At 51.8% G+C, this 14,904-nt stretch carries 15 protein-coding genes and 1 tRNA gene; 6 read left to right on the top strand and 10 right to left on the bottom strand.

All coding sequences use genetic code 11. The features are described 5' to 3' along the window. Window positions 1–36: 36 nt before the first annotated feature. The gene (locus tag Q3970_RS05495) at window positions 37–2,661 is read left to right on the top strand and encodes a DEAD/DEAH box helicase family protein (RefSeq protein ID WP_303099595.1); all 2,625 of its coding nucleotides are present in this window, start codon (window positions 37–39) and stop codon (window positions 2,659–2,661) included. 116 nt (window positions 2,662–2,777) lie between these two features. On the opposite strand, the gene Q3970_RS05490 is transcribed toward Q3970_RS05495, so the two are convergent. The 4 genes from Q3970_RS05490 to Q3970_RS05475 all read right to left on the bottom strand — a co-directional run bounded on the left by Q3970_RS05490 (window position 2,778) and on the right by Q3970_RS05475 (window position 4,914). After that, a complete protein-coding gene (locus Q3970_RS05490) occupies window positions 2,778–2,972 on the bottom strand; it encodes a hypothetical protein (RefSeq protein WP_303099594.1) in 195 nt (64 codons plus the stop codon). A gap of 110 nt (window positions 2,973–3,082) precedes the next feature. Then, a complete protein-coding gene (locus tag Q3970_RS05485) occupies window positions 3,083–3,706 on the bottom strand; it encodes a glutathione S-transferase family protein (RefSeq protein ID WP_303099593.1) in 624 nt (207 codons plus the stop codon). 554 nt (window positions 3,707–4,260) lie between these two features. Next, a complete protein-coding gene (locus Q3970_RS05480) occupies window positions 4,261–4,449 on the bottom strand; it encodes a hypothetical protein (RefSeq protein ID WP_303099592.1) in 189 nt (62 codons plus the stop codon). A 69-nt stretch (window positions 4,450–4,518) separates the two neighbouring features. Then, window positions 4,519–4,914 (bottom strand): hypothetical protein, encoded by a 396-nt coding sequence (locus Q3970_RS05475; protein ID WP_303099591.1) that lies wholly within the window; start codon window positions 4,912–4,914, stop codon window positions 4,519–4,521. Between Q3970_RS05475 and infC the strand changes: the two genes are divergently transcribed. The 3 genes from infC to rplT all read left to right on the top strand — a co-directional run bounded on the left by infC (window position 4,865) and on the right by rplT (window position 6,120). Then, window positions 4,865–5,386 carry a translation initiation factor IF-3 gene (infC, locus tag Q3970_RS05470; RefSeq protein ID WP_368494371.1) on the top strand — a complete coding sequence of 174 codons (522 nt, stop codon included), beginning with the start codon at window positions 4,865–4,867 and terminating at the stop codon, window positions 5,384–5,386. The genes Q3970_RS05475 and infC overlap by 50 nt on opposite strands. Window positions 5,387–5,552: 166 nt before the next feature. Continuing rightward, entirely contained in the window at window positions 5,553–5,750 is a 198-nt protein-coding gene (rpmI, locus tag Q3970_RS05465; RefSeq protein WP_303099589.1) for a 50S ribosomal protein L35, read from the top strand. Window positions 5,751–5,763: 13 nt separating this feature from the next. Next, window positions 5,764–6,120 (top strand): 50S ribosomal protein L20, encoded by a 357-nt coding sequence (gene rplT, locus Q3970_RS05460; RefSeq protein ID WP_303099588.1) that lies wholly within the window; start codon window positions 5,764–5,766, stop codon window positions 6,118–6,120. 333 nt (window positions 6,121–6,453) lie between these two features. Here rplT and ubiD read toward each other — a convergent pair whose 3' ends face one another. Further along, complete coding sequence (ubiD, locus tag Q3970_RS05455) at window positions 6,454–7,932, bottom strand: 4-hydroxy-3-polyprenylbenzoate decarboxylase (RefSeq protein WP_303099587.1); 1,479 nt, start codon at window positions 7,930–7,932, stop codon at window positions 6,454–6,456. A 176-nt stretch (window positions 7,933–8,108) separates the two neighbouring features. Here ubiD and Q3970_RS05450 point away from each other — a divergent pair. Both Q3970_RS05450 and Q3970_RS05445 read left to right on the top strand, forming a co-directional pair. After that, window positions 8,109–8,184, top strand: a tRNA-Ile gene (locus tag Q3970_RS05450). Between the two features lie 189 nt (window positions 8,185–8,373). Beyond that, on the top strand, window positions 8,374–9,069 hold the full coding sequence (locus Q3970_RS05445) for a hypothetical protein (RefSeq protein WP_303099586.1): 696 nt from the start codon (window positions 8,374–8,376) through the stop codon (window positions 9,067–9,069). Between the two features lie 281 nt (window positions 9,070–9,350). Here Q3970_RS05445 and Q3970_RS05440 read toward each other — a convergent pair whose 3' ends face one another. From Q3970_RS05440 to apaG, 5 genes are all read right to left on the bottom strand, one after another. Then, the gene (locus tag Q3970_RS05440; RefSeq protein ID WP_303099585.1) at window positions 9,351–10,889 is read right to left on the bottom strand and encodes a DHA2 family efflux MFS transporter permease subunit; all 1,539 of its coding nucleotides are present in this window, start codon (window positions 10,887–10,889) and stop codon (window positions 9,351–9,353) included. 268 nt (window positions 10,890–11,157) lie between these two features. Then, the gene (locus Q3970_RS05435; protein ID WP_303099584.1) at window positions 11,158–12,327 is read right to left on the bottom strand and encodes an efflux RND transporter periplasmic adaptor subunit; all 1,170 of its coding nucleotides are present in this window, start codon (window positions 12,325–12,327) and stop codon (window positions 11,158–11,160) included. A gap of 206 nt (window positions 12,328–12,533) precedes the next feature. After that, window positions 12,534–12,911 (bottom strand): DUF488 domain-containing protein, encoded by a 378-nt coding sequence (locus Q3970_RS05430; protein ID WP_368494370.1) that lies wholly within the window; start codon window positions 12,909–12,911, stop codon window positions 12,534–12,536. 71 nt (window positions 12,912–12,982) lie between these two features. Further along, complete coding sequence (locus Q3970_RS05425; protein WP_303099582.1) at window positions 12,983–14,359, bottom strand: sodium:alanine symporter family protein; 1,377 nt, start codon at window positions 14,357–14,359, stop codon at window positions 12,983–12,985. A 171-nt stretch (window positions 14,360–14,530) separates the two neighbouring features. After that, complete coding sequence (apaG, locus tag Q3970_RS05420; RefSeq protein WP_085366455.1) at window positions 14,531–14,899, bottom strand: Co2+/Mg2+ efflux protein ApaG; 369 nt, start codon at window positions 14,897–14,899, stop codon at window positions 14,531–14,533. Window positions 14,900–14,904 lie beyond the last annotated feature (5 nt).

The raw sequence follows: 14,904 nt of genomic DNA, 5'->3' as shown, positions 1-14,904 counted from the left end.
AAATGGTGCAACAAGTTGCACCCTACGGGATAAACCATGCAGTTGAAATTTGAAACACTCGATTACCAGCAGGAAGCGGTGGAGGCGGTTGTGCGCCTGTTTGAGGGCGAGCCGAACCATGACAGTATGTTTGAACTGAATGCGGCAGGCGCGTCGCCCGTTGTGGCCAACCGCCTGCATTTGGCGCACGGCGAAATCGGCAGAAACCTGAATGCGGTGCAGAAGGCTTTCAGGCAGCCTGAAACGCAAATCGGCGAACACGGCCTGAATTTTTCCGTTGAAATGGAAACGGGCACGGGCAAGACTTATGTGTATCTGCGCACGGTGTTTGAGCTGAACAAACGCTACGGCTGGAAAAAATTCGTGATGGTGGTGCCGAGCGTGGCCATTCGCGAGGGTGTGATGCAGAGCATACGCGCGATGACGCCGCATTTTCAGACGGCCTTCGACAAGCCCGTGTTCCATTCGGCGGTGTATGGCAGCGGGCGTTTGAATGCTTTGCGCAATTTCGCCGCCAACAACCATATTGAAATCCTGATTATGAACATTGATGCGTTTAAGAAAGACGACAATGTGATTAACCGCGTGAACGAAAGCGGCGAAGCGCCGATTAAGTTCATCAGCGGCACGAACCCGATTGTGATTATCGACGAGCCGCAAAATATGGAAACGGAGCTGGCCAAGCAGGCAATTGATGCGCTGAACCCTTTGTTTACCCTGCGCTATTCGGCCACGCATAAAAACCCGTATCACAAAATTTACAGCTTAAACCCGATTGAGGCGTATAACAAAAAACTGGTGAAACAGATTGAGGTGATGCCCGTTTTGGCGCAAAACGATGTCAACGGCGCGTATGCGGTATTGCAGGGTTTTTCCGAGGGTAAGAAAAAGCTCACGGCCAAAGTGGAAATTCATGTTCAGGATAAAAAGGAAACCAAAAAGAAAACGGTTTCTGTGGCTGCGGGAGATGACTTGTTCGACAAATCAAACGGTAATGAAAGCTACCGCCACGGTTTTATCGTCAACGGTTTGGACGCGGAAGCGGGCACATTAGCACTTTCCAACGGCACGGTGCTGACCTTGGGCGAAAACCAGGACGCACTGCGCGACGAGGTGATGAAACAACAAATCGCCGCCACGGTAAAAGAGCATTTGAAAAAAGAAGGCCGTCTGAAAGCGCGCGGGATTAAGGTATTGTCGCTGTTTTTTATCGACAAAGTAGCGAATTACCGCAACGGCGGCAAATTCGCGCGCTGGTTTGAAGAGATTTACCGCAAAGAAACGGGCGAAAGCGCGGACGGCGTGCACGACGGCTATTTTTCACAGGATAAAAACGGTGATAAAGACACCAATGGCAGCAGCAAAGCCGATGAAGATACTTATAACCTGATTATGAAAGACAAGGAAAAATTATTGTCTTTCGATTCGCCGCTGCGCTTTATCTTTTCCCATTCCGCGCTGAAAGAGGGCTGGGACAATCCCAATGTATTCCAAATCTGCACGCTTAACGAAACCCGCTCGCCGATTAAAAAGCGGCAGGAAATCGGGCGCGGTCTGCGGTTGGCGGTAAACCAAGAGGGCGGACGTGTGCGCGACGAAGGGGTGAACATTCTCACGGTGATTCCGAACGAAAGTTATGAAAGTTTCGCCGCCAACCTGCAAAAAGAATACGAAGACGAATGCGGCATCAGGTTCGGCAACGGCGGCGCGAAAAAAGCCGCCGACCGCAAGCGGCAGACCTTCCGCAAAGGCTTCACGCTCGACCCCGTGTTTTTAGAAATCTGGCAGAAATTGCAGCAGCAAACACGTTATCGGGTGCAGTTTGACCGCCATGCGCTGATTCAGACGGCCGCCAAGCTGGTGGCGGAAATGCCGCAGGTGCAAAAACCGCAGATTGTGGTGCAGAAAGCGGCCATTCATCAAACGCAAACCGACGGTATCTGGGGCGAGCAAAACAACAGCCGCACGCAGCAAACCGAAATCGAATGGGATTTGCCCGATATTCTGCACGAGTTGGAAAAGAAAACCCGCCTGACCCGCGCCACGCTGTTTGAGGTGTTGCGGGAATCAGGGCGCATCGGCGAAATCGGCAACAACCCGCAGCGCTTTATCGATTTGGCGGCGGAAAAAATCCTGCTGGCTTTGAATGCGCTGATGATAGACGGCATCGAATATTTCAGGCTGCCTGAAAAAGAGGAATACGCGCAAACGCTGGCGCGTTGGCAGGAGCTGGAAAACAACGGTGCGGAATTTTTTATGAACGGATATACCTTTGCCGTAAACCAAGCAGACAGCGCAAAACGGCAGAAAACCATTTTTGCCGACTATATCCCGCTCGATTCCGACACGGAAAACCGCTTCGCCCACGATTGCGAAAACCACGAAGACGTGCGCCTGTATTTCAAACTGCCGGGCTGGTTCAAAATCCCCACCCCAATCGGCAATTACAACCCAGATTGGGCGCTGGTGATGGAAAACCGCGGGAAAGTGTATTTTGTCGCCGAAACCAAAAATACGGGCAAAGGCATACAGGAGGGCGTGGATTTCGATAAATTAAGGGAAAGCGAACGGCAGAAAATTGCCTGCGCCCGAAAATGTTTTGAAAACTTCGACGGCGTATCCTATCAGGTCGTTTCCTCGCTGGACGAGTGCCGGAATTAAATCAAATCAGCCTGAAAACACAGTAAGGTTTTCAGGCTGCCCAAAACGACCCTTGAGGCCGTCTGAAAATCCGTTACTTTCAGACAACCTTCCTTTGATGCGATATTTTGAGAATTTTATTCTTCGATAAAAAGGGTGCAATAGGCACGCCCGTCTTTAAACTCTTTCCCGAGCAATTTAACCGGCTTTAACGTATCCCCACCATCACCGGATACCATAACGACAAGCTGTTGGTCTTCAAAAGTTTTCAATTCCCGAATAAGCTGCTCGATGGTTTTGCTGTCCGCTCCCCAACTTTGATGTTTCTCCATAATTTAGTCTTCCAACAGCAATGCCGTCTGAAAGATAAGTTTTCAGACGGCCCTTGGTTTTCTGCCCGCCTGCAAGCGGTCGTTTTTCGGCTTAATTTTGCAAAAAACTTTCATTCAGGCCGCTGCGCCAGTAAAGCGTCGTCGATGGCACAGGCGCGCTGTGCCGCCGGGCGTTGCTGATGGCGTTTGGCAAAGGCTTCAAACGCAGGGCGCGGTTCCAGCAGTTTGAATTCCAAATACCAGCCCACATAGGCTGCCACCAGTAGGTCGGCTGCGGTAAAGGTGCCGCCTGCCAGATATTCGCAGTCTTTGAGGGCGGATTCCAGTGTGTCGAGCAGGTCTTGTTCGGTTCCGAAACCCGCCGTTTCGGGTTTTGGCAACGCGCTACCGCCGGCTTTGGCGGTCATCAACTGCTCCAGCGGAGACATAAAGCTTATCCAGCGGTAATAAGTGCCGCGTTCCGGGCTGCCGACGGGCGGGGCAAGTTTTTTCCCGGGAACCAAATCCGCCAGATACAGACAGATGGCGGCCTGCTCGGTAACCACCGTACCGCCGTGTTTGATTGCGGGCACTTTACCCATGGGATTAATGGCGCGGTATTCCCGCGCCTTCATCGTGGTGCCGTAATCCAACAGCACCGTTTCATAAGGCAGGCCGGTTTCTTCCAGCATCCAGCGTGTAACGCGTGCGCGCGACATGGGGTGGGTATAAAAGGTAAGGGGGTTTTCGGTCATGATAGTCCTCCGTTGATTGGAAACCGTAAGGGCTGACTCGGCAGATCCTAAATTTTACCCCACAGACAACAGCACGTTCAACCACTCGGACAGATTGCCGCCGATGCGGTGCTGTTTGCGGCAGACAGCCTGCTATAGCAAAACGGGGCGGTAATTTTAAGCACAGAAACCGATCCGCCACAATGGGGATTAAACCGTACGGGTAAAACTTATCCCAACATCGTCCGCTACTTTGAAGCGGAAGTGTAAAATAGATACATGCAAAAATCCATAAGAGGCAGATGAAAACACAATACGGACTGCTTTTAACCCACGGTGCGGCGGCATTGGTGCTGACGGTGGGAATGGGAAACGAATATTGCCAAATATTCAAGGCAATCGGGCACTAAATTCTAGGGTCTGTTGACAATTGACCGGCGAAGCGGTTTTTTGAGGCAAAAACCGCGTATGCAAGACAAAAAGCGCAGCAAGGTTGAACACCTTGCGAGCATTTTTAACGCCGCAGACGGGGATTTTTGACCAAAAACACCGCCGTTGCGTTGTGTCAACAGACCCTAGATATAAAGGGCACAATACACTTTATCGTCCTCAAAACCTTTGCTAATCAGTTTGACTGTTTTAAAAGTTTTGCCTTCATCACCCGTAACCACAACAACTAACTCTTTATCTTCAAATGCTTCCATCTCTTGAATCACCTCGCTGATACTTTTTTTCCTGTCTTCCCATTCGGTAACATCACTCATTATTTAATCTCCTATACGTACTGATAAATGTCCCAAGACGGGTCTGCTTTTTACCGGGGACTGCTACTGTCAAAGCCGCTTTCCATGCGCCGCCTTTGTTAGTGGCTTCATATATTTGTCTATGAACATTCGGCTGATTTTTCGATAACCGATTTTCGTTGCTGCTTGGGTGGCTTCGGCATTTGTCGCAAAATACGGATCGGCAGAAAATCCGCTGTTCCGAAAAGCATTTTGCAGTATGTAGCGGGGCCGTGTACCGCGCATTGCAGAAACTGGAAGAATTGTGAAAAATTCAAACGGCAAGAACTGTAAAACTTCACAAATGATGCGGTAATCGTTTACAATAAACAAATTTTTATGCGCAGGTCGGCAGAAGCGGAACCTGCCGGTAAAACAACCCGACACAGGAGACATCATCATCGCACAAGAACGCGAAGCACGGATCAACGGCGAAATTACCGCCAAAGAAGTGCGCCTACTCAGTGGGGCCGGCGAACAGCTCGGTGTGGTATCACTCAAAGAAGCTCTGGCTGCAGCTGAAGAACAGGATGTTGATTTGGTGGAAATTTCCCCCACCGCAAAACCGCCTGTATGCAAGCTGATGGACTACGGCAAATACAAATACCAGCAGGCCAAAAAGCGCGACGAAGCCAAAAAAAACCAGAAACAGGTGCAGATTAAAGAAATCAAATTCCGCCCCGGCACCGACGAAGGCGATTACAACATCAAGATGCGCAATATCAACCGTTTCCTTTCCGACGGCGACAAAGTGAAAGTTACCCTGCGTTTCCGCGGGCGGGAAATGGCCCACCAGCAGTTGGGCGCACAACTTTTGGAGCGAGTGAAAGAAGAATTGGCCGAGATTGGCACTGTCGAGCAGTTTCCGAAAATGGAAGGCCGCCAGATGGTGATGATGATTGCTCCGAAAAAGAAATAAAGTTATAATTTTCTGTTTCCGGTTTCAGCCGCAACCGGAAGCGGTGTTTTTCAGACGGCCTGTCTGGAAACAAAAAAAACAGCGGTTAAAACCGTGGTGTTTGGGTTTCAAGTGCGTATTTCCGCCCCCTGATGCCTTATCCGATAAAACTTTATGGAGTTTTCCCATGCCTAAAATGAAAACCAAGTCCGGCGCGAAAAAACGCTTTAAAGTCTTGGGCAACGGCGGTGTAAAACGCGCACATGCGTTCAAACGCCACATTCTGACCAAAAAAACCACCAAAAACAAACGCCAGCTTCGCGGTACTGCCATGGTAAACGAACGCGATTTGGCTTCTGTTGCCAAAATGTTGCCCTACGCTTAAAGGAGTTTGAAATATGCCACGCGTAAAACGCGGTGTAACCGCACGTGCCCGCCATAAAAAAGTATTAGCGTTAGCCAAAGGCTACCGCGGTCGCCGTAAAAACGTCTACCGTGTAGCCAAACAGGCGGTAATGAAAGCCGGCCAATACGCCTACCGCGACCGCCGCCAGCGCAAACGCCAGTTCCGCCAATTGTGGATTGTGCGTATCAACGCAGGTGCCCGCGAAAACGGCCTGTCTTACAGCAAATTCATGAACGGCCTCAAACGCGCCGCCATTGAAATCGATCGCAAAGTTTTGGCCGACTTGGCTGTGTTCGACAAACCCGCCTTTTCACAGTTGGTGGAAAAAGCCAAAGCTGCTTTGGTTTAAGTACCTGATATTTGCATTTAAAAAGGGAACTTCGGTTTCCTTTTTTTATGGTCTTCTTGATTGCTAAGCTAAGGCCGTCTGAAAACGGATATCCGTTTTCAGACGGCCTTATTCCAAATAAGATGAATTTTCGACCTGAAGCAGGCAAACTTGGAAGCTGCTTCTTGCGGGACTATGCCTTTGCATCAAAATAAACCGAATCACCGAAATATCAACATATCAAGTAAAAGGCTGACAACAACACCAGCCAAAGCCAAAATGTGGCACGCTTGCTCCTAGTTTGGCAAAAGCTCCAACACTATCGTCAAACCGTCCAAAAGACAATTTTCGATATCACAAACCCAAATCGCGCCACATGGCGTCAACCTTGGCCACCGTGGCTGCATCGCGCTCAATCACCCTGCCCCATTCGCGGTCGGTTTCGCCCGGCCACTTGTTGGTAGCATCCAAACCCATTTTACCGCCGAGGCCGGAAACGGGGCTGGCGAAGTCGAGATAATCAATCGGCGTGTTTTCGATTAACACCGTATCGCGCACCGGATCCATGCGGGTGGTAACCGCCCAAATCACTTCTTTCCAGTCGCGGCAGTTTACATCGTCGTCCACCACCACGATGAATTTGGTGTACATAAACTGGCGCAGAAAGCTCCAGCAACCCATCATCACGCGCTTGGCGTGTCCGGCATACTGTTTCTTGATGCTCACCACCGCCATGCGGTAGGAACAGCCTTCGGGCGGCAGGTAAAAATCAACGATTTCGGGAAACTGCTTCTGCAACAGCGGCACAAACACCTCGTTTAAAGCCACGCCGAGCACGGCCGGTTCGTCGGGCGGTTTGCCAGTGTAGGTACTGTGGTAAATCGGGTTTTCGCGCATGGTGATGCGCTCCACCGTAAACACGGGGAAATAATCCTGCTCGTTGTAATAACCGGTATGGTCGCCGTAAGGGCCTTCCAACGCGGTTTCGTCGGGATAAATCACCCCTTCCAGCACAATTTCGGCACGCGCTGGCACCTGCAAGTCGCTGCCGATACATTTCACCAATTCGGTACGCGAACCGCGCAGCAAACCGGCAAACTGATATTCGCTCAAAGTATCCGGCACCGGCGTAACCGCCCCCAAAATAGTGGCCGGATCGCACCCCAACACTACGGCAACGGGATACGGCATGCCCGGATACGCTTTTTTATGCGCCTGAAAATCCAACGCACCGCCGCGATGCGCCAGCCAACGCATAATCAGCTTGTTTTTGCCGATTAACTGCTGGCGGTAAATGCCGAGGTTTTGGCGTTTTTTATGCGGACCGCGCGTAACGGTCAAACCCCAAGTTACCAAAGGAGCGACATCTTCAGGCCAGCAATGCTGAATCGGCAGTCTGTTTAAATCGACCTCATCACCTTCCCAGACAATCTCTTGGCACGGCGCTTTTTTCACCACGTTCGGCGCCATGCTCCAAATGTCTTTCAGCAAAGGCAGTTTGGCAAACGCATCTTTCAAGCCTTTGGGCGGTTCGGGTTCTTTCAGATAAGCCAGCGTTTGGCCGATTTCGCGCAATTTGGCCACACTCTCCGCCCCCATGCCCATCGCCACCCGTTCTGGTGTGCCGAACAAATTGGCCAGCACCGGAAAACTATAACGGCTGCCGTCGGCGCGTACAGCGTTTTCAAACAACAAGGCCGGCCCTTCGGCGCGCAACACGCGGTCGGCGATTTCGGTCATTTCCAAATGCGGCGAAACCGGTATACCGATGCGTTTGAGTTTGTTTTCTTGTTCGAGCTTTTGAATGAAGTCGCGTAAGTCGTTATATTTCATTGAAGTTCTTTCGAGGCCGTCTGAAAAATCGCCAAGCGTTCAAACGGCCTGCCGGATGCGGGCTGAAAATGATGGCGATTATAGCAAAACTTTCCGCCCTTATTTGCCCACCGCACTTTCAAGCGGCCTTGTGCCGACGGCGGAATATGTTTACAATAGCGATCTTTGCATAACTCGGGTCCGTAGCTCAGGGGTTAGAGCAGGGGACTCATAATCCCTTGGTCGTGGGTTCGAAACCCACCGGACCCACCAAATAAATCAAACACTTGGAAATTAATTTCCTCCTCTCTTTTATCCTAAGACAAAAAGATCTCACCAGACGCACTCATGGAGGCATTGAAGAATGCCTCATTCAATCCTGATGGCGTCCAACAGACGCCTATAAATAAGCCTTAACATTGCGATAGCTGTCATGGGGTCATGGAGCCCAAAAGGAAGTTTATGAAAAACCTATTATTGCTCATCCCTATATTACTTTTGACCGCTTGCGCACATAATACAGTTAGCAAAACACGCAAGGAGAAAGAAGCCATACATGCTTTATTGGCACAGCCAAGCGAAAAAAGCATTTATGCCGTGGGCGAATTGTATGATTACCAAATTCATTGCGATGAAAAATGCCAGTCCACATTTCGCTTCCTCAATCAAAAAAACATTAGAAATAATCTCATACGGATTAGATTAAATCCTTTTCAGATATCGGAGGGAGAGAAAAAAGACGTAGATATCGATTTCAAGATAGAGCTTCTACTCACGCCCAAACAAGCAGCCGTGTTAGCAAAACACGACATTTCGTCTTTGGTTAAATTCAATTCGGACGACGAAAACATCAAAAAAGCAGCCGAGGGAACTGCGAAAGAGTTAGCCGAGTTTAGCGGACGGGTTCTTGATTTCGATAAATTGTATCTTGTGCAAATCAACAATCGTGGCCGACCCGTGCGTTTGAGTAACCGCGATGAAATCTTGCAAAAATATCGTTTGGCAAAACCTATACCTGCAACCGTTACTATTAAAACGCAGAAAAAATACGGCATTGGGCGCACCTTGCGCGATATTGTCTTGCTGCCTATTGGCGTGCCGTTAGCAGGCGCTTGGGCAATTGCTTCAACAACAGCATGGGTTATCGTCGGTGAGTGATTCTGTTATTAAATGACGAATATACCCGATGTAGCTTAAAACCCTTGTCATGCCCATCGGGGCAGCCGTCCATTTTTTGCAGCACAGCCAATGGGACACCGGCCGGGGCCAGCCCGCCCATGTATGGTTCAGATCGGGCCGGCGGAAATCGGAAGTTTCGGCTTAATGGGCATTTGGTTGGTTTCCAACCCTTTTTTACCGCTCAAATAACAAAGCTGTTATCTATAACAAACAATTGCTTAGCGCCCATTTTGTCCCTTACGCCTTAATCCGCTATCACATTAATGCCCGCCCCCGCCCGAAGAACCGAAAGGCGGTTTGGCAAACCAGATAACTGCAATCATCGCGATAAACAACAGGCTGCCTGCCCAGAAAATTTCGTTCGACCCGATAATAAAGCCTTGCCGGGTAATGTTTTGGGCAATATTGGCCAAGCCCTCTTCCAGCCGGATACCTGCCTGCTCCATATTTTGTACGGCCTGTCGGGTTGCTGCCGAATAAGGCGTAACCGCTTCGGCAAGCCGGGCATGGTGCAATGCCTCCCGGCGCTCCCACATGGTTGTTACCACCGACACGCCCACTCCGCCCATAAATACACGCAGAAAATTCGACAGGCTGCCGGCGGCGGCGATCTGTGCGCCCTGCATACGCGACAAGGTGATGGTAGTGAGTGGCAGAAAGAACATCGCCACACCCAAACCCTGCCAAAACTGCGGCCAAACCACGTTGGCCATGTCCATACCGGCATAAAAATTGGTACGCCAATAAAAAGTGAAGGAGAAAATTAAAAAACTGGCGGTTACCAGCCAACGCATATCGAGCCGTCCGCCGAATTTGCCGATAACCGGCGACAGAATAACCGGCAGGATGCCCACCGGTGCGGCCACCAAACCCGCCCAAGTTGCCGTATAACCCAAATTCGACTGCAACACCAGCGGCAGCAGCACCAGCGAACCCATATACACCATAAAACCCAGCGATGTGGCGATTACGCCCACGGTGAAGTTGCGGTCTTTAAACAGCGACAAATCCACTACGGGATGTTCTTCGCCCAGCTCCCACACTACAAAATAGGTCAGGCACACTACCGCCACCACGGCCAATGCAATGATTTCGCCCGAGGCAAACCAATCCAGCTCTTTGCCGCGGTCGAGCATCATCTGCAAAGCGCCCACGCCCAACACCATCAGCACCAGGCCGGTATAGTCTATCGGCGTTTTCTTGATTTCGGTTTCGCGGTGGCCGAGCTGTTTCCACGTTATCCAGGCTGCGGCGGTGCCGACAGGGATATTGATGAAGAAAATCCACCCCCAATGCCAGTTATCGGAAATCCAACCGCCCAAAATCGGCCCCAAAACCGGCGCCACCACTACCGTCATCGCCCACAACGCCAGCGCCTGCGTGCGCTTTTCGGGCGGATATGAGGCTATCAGCAGGCTTTGCGACAACGGAATCAGCGGCCCCGCCACCAAACCCTGCAACACCCTGAACAGCACCAGCATCTGCAAGTTCGGCGCGAGGCCGCACAGCCACGAGGTAATCACAAAGCCGATAACCGCGCCCAAAAACACTTTCACTTCGCCGAAACGGCGCGCCACGAATCCGGTTAACGGCACCGAAACGGCATTAGCCACGGCAAACGCGGTAATCACCCAAGTGCCCTGTGTTGCGGCCGCGCCCAAATCGCCGGCAATCACCGGCACCACTACGTTGGCGATGGTGGTGTCCAGCACTTCCATAAACACGGCGAGGCTCAACGCCAGCGTAACCAGCACCAGGCCGGTTCCTTTTAAAGGCGGGTAGGTTTTTGCTTGGTTCATAAGTTTCGATCCGCCCGCTGCCTAGGGAGTGTAGTCAGAAAACGTTGCGGCGGTATTTTTGGTTAAAATCCGCTTCGCAAGCCTTCTGACTACACTCCCTAAGCGGCGGTTATGTTTTTCAGACGGCCTCAAGCCGCATGGGCGGGCATTATGAAAAACCGGCTTTTTATTAAGTTTCGGCCGATTTTTTTATATATAAAAGCACCGGCCTTGAAGATATTGAGGCCGTCTGAAAAAAGGGTTTCAGACGGCCTGTTCGTTGCGCCCGTTATTTGGCGTATTTCTCAAAAATCTGTTCGATCAAAGCATCGGCCGCCGCCCAATCCACGATATCGGTTTCGGCCACCACCGCGCTTCTGTCGCCCGCTTCGGCCATGGTTTTGCCGCCGGTGTCGGACGTATCCACTTTAACCGACATCGACAAACCCACGCGCAAAGGATATGCGCGCACCTGCTGTGGGTCTAAACTGATGCGCACCGGCACGCGCTGTACCACTTTGATCCAATTGCCGGTAGCGTTTTGCGGCGGCAGCAATGAAAACGCGCTGCCGGTGCCTGCCGACAAACCCATTACCTTGCCGCGGTAAACCACGCGGCTGCCGTATAAATCGGCGGTCATTTCCACCGGCTGGCCGATGCGCATTTTGCGCAGCTGCACTTCTTTAAAATTCGCGTCCACCCACAGATTGTGCATCGGCACCACCGCCATCATCTGCGCGCCGGGCGCGATGCGCTGGCCCACCTGCACATTGCGCTTGGCCACCTGCCCGGCCATCGGCGCGCGGATTTGCGTGCGCTGCAAATTCAGCCAAGCATCTTTAATTCGGCTGACGGCTGTCTGAACGGCGGGCTGCCGGCGTAAGGGAACATTCTTGCCCAATGCGGCCTGTGCCGACGTTTCTTCCGCCTCCACTGCCTTCAAAGCGGCCTGTGCCTGCACTACGGCGGCACGCGCGTGGCTCAATTCTTCCCCCGAAACCGCATCGGTATCCGCCAAACTTTCGCGGCGGCGCAAATCAGCCTGCGCCTTGGCCAAATCCGCCTTGCGCATCAACACCTGCGCTTTGGCCTGCGACGAAACGGCCGTTTGCTGTTTGTTTTGGCGTATGGCCTGAATCAGCTCGTTTTGAGCACGGTCGTAAGCAAGTTGGAAATCGCTGTCGTCAAGCGACACCAGCACATCGCCCCTTTTCACAATATCGGTGTCGTCCACCAAAACTTTGCGCACGGTGCCCGCCACCTGCGGCGTAATCTGCACCAAATGGCCGGCCACATAAGCATCGTCGGTTTTTTCTTCGTGCTGCCAAACCAAAAAATAAACCATGGCGGTCGCCAGCGCCACCACAATAAAAAACAGCGTAACCAACGTCAGATTACGCTTACGACGCGACAATTTATGCTTGTCGGACGAGCCGACAGTGTTTTGCGGAGTGTTCATCTATACCCGTATCCGGTTCCGCCCCGATGCCGCCGGATATTCCGTCCCGGACGCAGAGGCCGTCTGAAACATATACATCGGAGCTTATCTATCATATTGAAGTTATTCGTTTTTCAGAAGTCCGTCTGCATGAAGGAACGCTCTGGCAAACGATTTTATTTTATCGCTTCTGCCATTATTCAGGCAAGTTATAGTATGCCGGCACACTACAACCCTTCATACCGTGCAAACGGCACGCCCAAAACTTCCAGCAACACCGAAACATGCGAACGTTCGGGATTTTTCACCGCCGTTAAGAGCACTACGCCGCCTTCTTGCGCCCACGCTTTCAGACGGCCTACCGCCTGTTGCTGTGCACCGCCCTGCAACTCTTCCTGATAACGGGCGGCAAATGCATCGAACCGTTGTTCGGGGTTTTCATGATACCAGCGGCGAAGTTGTGCGCTGGGTGCCAAAATTTTCAGCCACTGCACATCGGCCATTTTTTCTTTGGATATGCCGCGCGGGTAGAGGCGGTCAATCAGTACCGCTGTTTTCATATCCGCCGTATCTGCCCGGTAATCATAAATACGTTGTACGGTTATGTTCACTTTCAAACGGCCTCATAAAAACGGCCCGAACCAATATCCGGGCCGTCTGAAAAACATTCTGCAGTTTAAGGCAGCTCGCCGCTCTTGCGCCTGGCTTTGAAATCTTGAGTTTCTTTCACAATCACACCGGAGAGCAAAACCAATGCAATCAAGTTGGGGATGGCCATCAAGCCGTTGAAGGTATCTGCCGCCAACCAGACCAAGTCCAAGCTGACTACCGTGCCGAGCATCACGGCGGCAACGTAAACCACGCGGTAGACATTGGTAAAACCGTCGCCAAACACATAGGCCGCGCATTTTTCACCGTAGTAGCACCAACCCAAAATAGTCGAGTAGGCAAAAAATATCAGACCTATGGTTACCACCCAGCCTCCGGGACCGGGCAACAGGCGGTCGAAAGTGGAAGTGGTGAGCGCCGCTCCGGTGATTTCGGGCTTCACGAATTCACCGCCTGCACCGATCAGCCCCATCACCAGCACGATGCCGGTAATCGAACATACGACGATGGTGTCGAGAAAGGTGCCTGTCATCGACACCAAGGCCTGACGCACCGGGTGGTCGGTTTTGGCAGCAGCCGCCGCAATCGGTGCAGAACCCATGCCTGCTTCGTTGGAAAATACGCCGCGTGCCACCCCGTAACGGATAACGCTGCCGATTGCGCCCCCTGCAACGGCTTGGCCGGTAAAGGCATCTGAGAGAATCAGTTTCACAACAGGCACCACCAAATCGATATTGGCAAAAATAATCACCAATCCGCCCGCCACATAAAATACGGCCATGGCCGGCACAATCAGTGAAGAAGCCTTGGCAATGCTGCGGATGCCGCCCAACACCACGATAGCAGTCAGCACAGTCAATGCCACACCGGTGTAAACAGTATCGATATTGAAGCTGGAATACACGGCCTGTGCCACAGAATTCGACTGCACCGAGCTGCCGATACCGAACGAGGCCACCGTGCCGAACAGGGCAAAAGCATAGGCCAGCCATTTCCATTTGCTGCCCAAGCCGCGTTCGATGTAATACATCGGGCCGCCCGACATTTCGCCTTTTTTGTTGACCACACGGTATTTTACCGCCAACACACCCTCACCGTATTTGGTGGCCATGCCGAAAATGGCGGTAACCCACATCCAAAACACCGCCCCGGGGCCGCCCGCCACCACGGCAGTGGCTACACCGGCGATATTGCCCGTGCCGATGGTGGCCGAAAGCGCGGTCATCAATGCGCCGAAGTGCGAAATATCACCGTCGTGGTCGCTGCCGTCGCTTTTTTTGTGGTGCGGCATAAAAGCCTGTTTGAGCGCATAACCCAACATGCTGAACTGCAAACCCTTAAGCAGCACGGTGAGCAGCACGCCGGTGCCGACAAGCAGCACCAGCATCACCGGCCCCCAAACCCATCCGCCTACAGTATCAAAAAAACTATGCAAGGCTTCCATGTTAACTCCTGATTATTGACACTTTAGTTTTGATGCTCGGCATTTCAGCACAAGGCGTAAAGAATTGCAAGCAGGGGTTAACCCGCTTCAAAACCCCGTTTACACTGAGGCCGTCTGAAAAATATTCAGACGGCCTCAAATGCAAACAAACGGTATCGGGCAGGCAAACGGTTAATGCACCACCACATCCGCCCTTAAATCAAACTTGGGAATCGGCACCGAAAACCGTTCGCCGTAGCTGTCTTCAAACTCATAACTGCCTTCCATGCAGCCCCACGGGGTGTTGAGATGCGCACCGCTGCTGTAATAATAATCTTCACCGGGGTACAGCACGGGCTGCTCGCCTACCACGCCCACACCCGACACTTTTTCCACTTCACCATGCGCATCGGTAATCCGCCAATGGCGGTTGCGCAGGGTAATCACCTCATCGCTGTTGTTGCGGATGGTAATATCGTAGCTGAACACATATTTATCTTTAGCGATATTGCTTTGTTCCGCCGAAAAACTCGGCTCTACGATGATTTCGATTTCGTTCATAATAC

This window comes from Neisseria sp., from assembly GCF_030530745.1.
Lineage (GTDB): Bacteria > Pseudomonadota > Gammaproteobacteria > Burkholderiales > Neisseriaceae > Neisseria.
The sequence above is the reverse complement of the archived record's forward strand: the minus strand, read 5'-3'. Positions and strand labels throughout refer to the sequence as shown.

Excerpts from the sequence above, each read along its gene's own strand:
- Q3970_RS05445 (WP_303099586.1), top strand. The coding sequence starts at position 8,374 with ATGAAAAACCTATTATTGCTCATCCCTATATTACTTTTGACCGCTTGC.
- Q3970_RS05435 (WP_303099584.1), bottom strand. The coding sequence starts at position 12,327 with ATGAACACTCCGCAAAACACTGTCGGCTCGTCCGACAAGCATAAATTG.
- apaG (WP_085366455.1), bottom strand. The coding sequence starts at position 14,899 with ATGAACGAAATCGAAATCATCGTAGAGCCGAGTTTTTCGGCGGAACAA.
- Q3970_RS05495 (WP_303099595.1), top strand. The coding sequence starts at position 37 with ATGCAGTTGAAATTTGAAACACTCGATTACCAGCAGGAAGCGGTGGAG.
- Q3970_RS05490 (WP_303099594.1), bottom strand. The coding sequence starts at position 2,972 with ATGGAGAAACATCAAAGTTGGGGAGCGGACAGCAAAACCATCGAGCAG.
- Q3970_RS05480 (WP_303099592.1), bottom strand. The coding sequence starts at position 4,449 with ATGAGTGATGTTACCGAATGGGAAGACAGGAAAAAAAGTATCAGCGAG.
- Q3970_RS05485 (WP_303099593.1), bottom strand. The coding sequence starts at position 3,706 with ATGACCGAAAACCCCCTTACCTTTTATACCCACCCCATGTCGCGCGCA.
- Q3970_RS05440 (WP_303099585.1), bottom strand. The coding sequence starts at position 10,889 with ATGAACCAAGCAAAAACCTACCCGCCTTTAAAAGGAACCGGCCTGGTG.
- rpmI (WP_303099589.1), top strand. The coding sequence starts at position 5,553 with ATGCCTAAAATGAAAACCAAGTCCGGCGCGAAAAAACGCTTTAAAGTC.
- rplT (WP_303099588.1), top strand. The coding sequence starts at position 5,764 with ATGCCACGCGTAAAACGCGGTGTAACCGCACGTGCCCGCCATAAAAAA.
- Q3970_RS05425 (WP_303099582.1), bottom strand. The coding sequence starts at position 14,359 with ATGGAAGCCTTGCATAGTTTTTTTGATACTGTAGGCGGATGGGTTTGG.
- ubiD (WP_303099587.1), bottom strand. The coding sequence starts at position 7,932 with ATGAAATATAACGACTTACGCGACTTCATTCAAAAGCTCGAACAAGAA.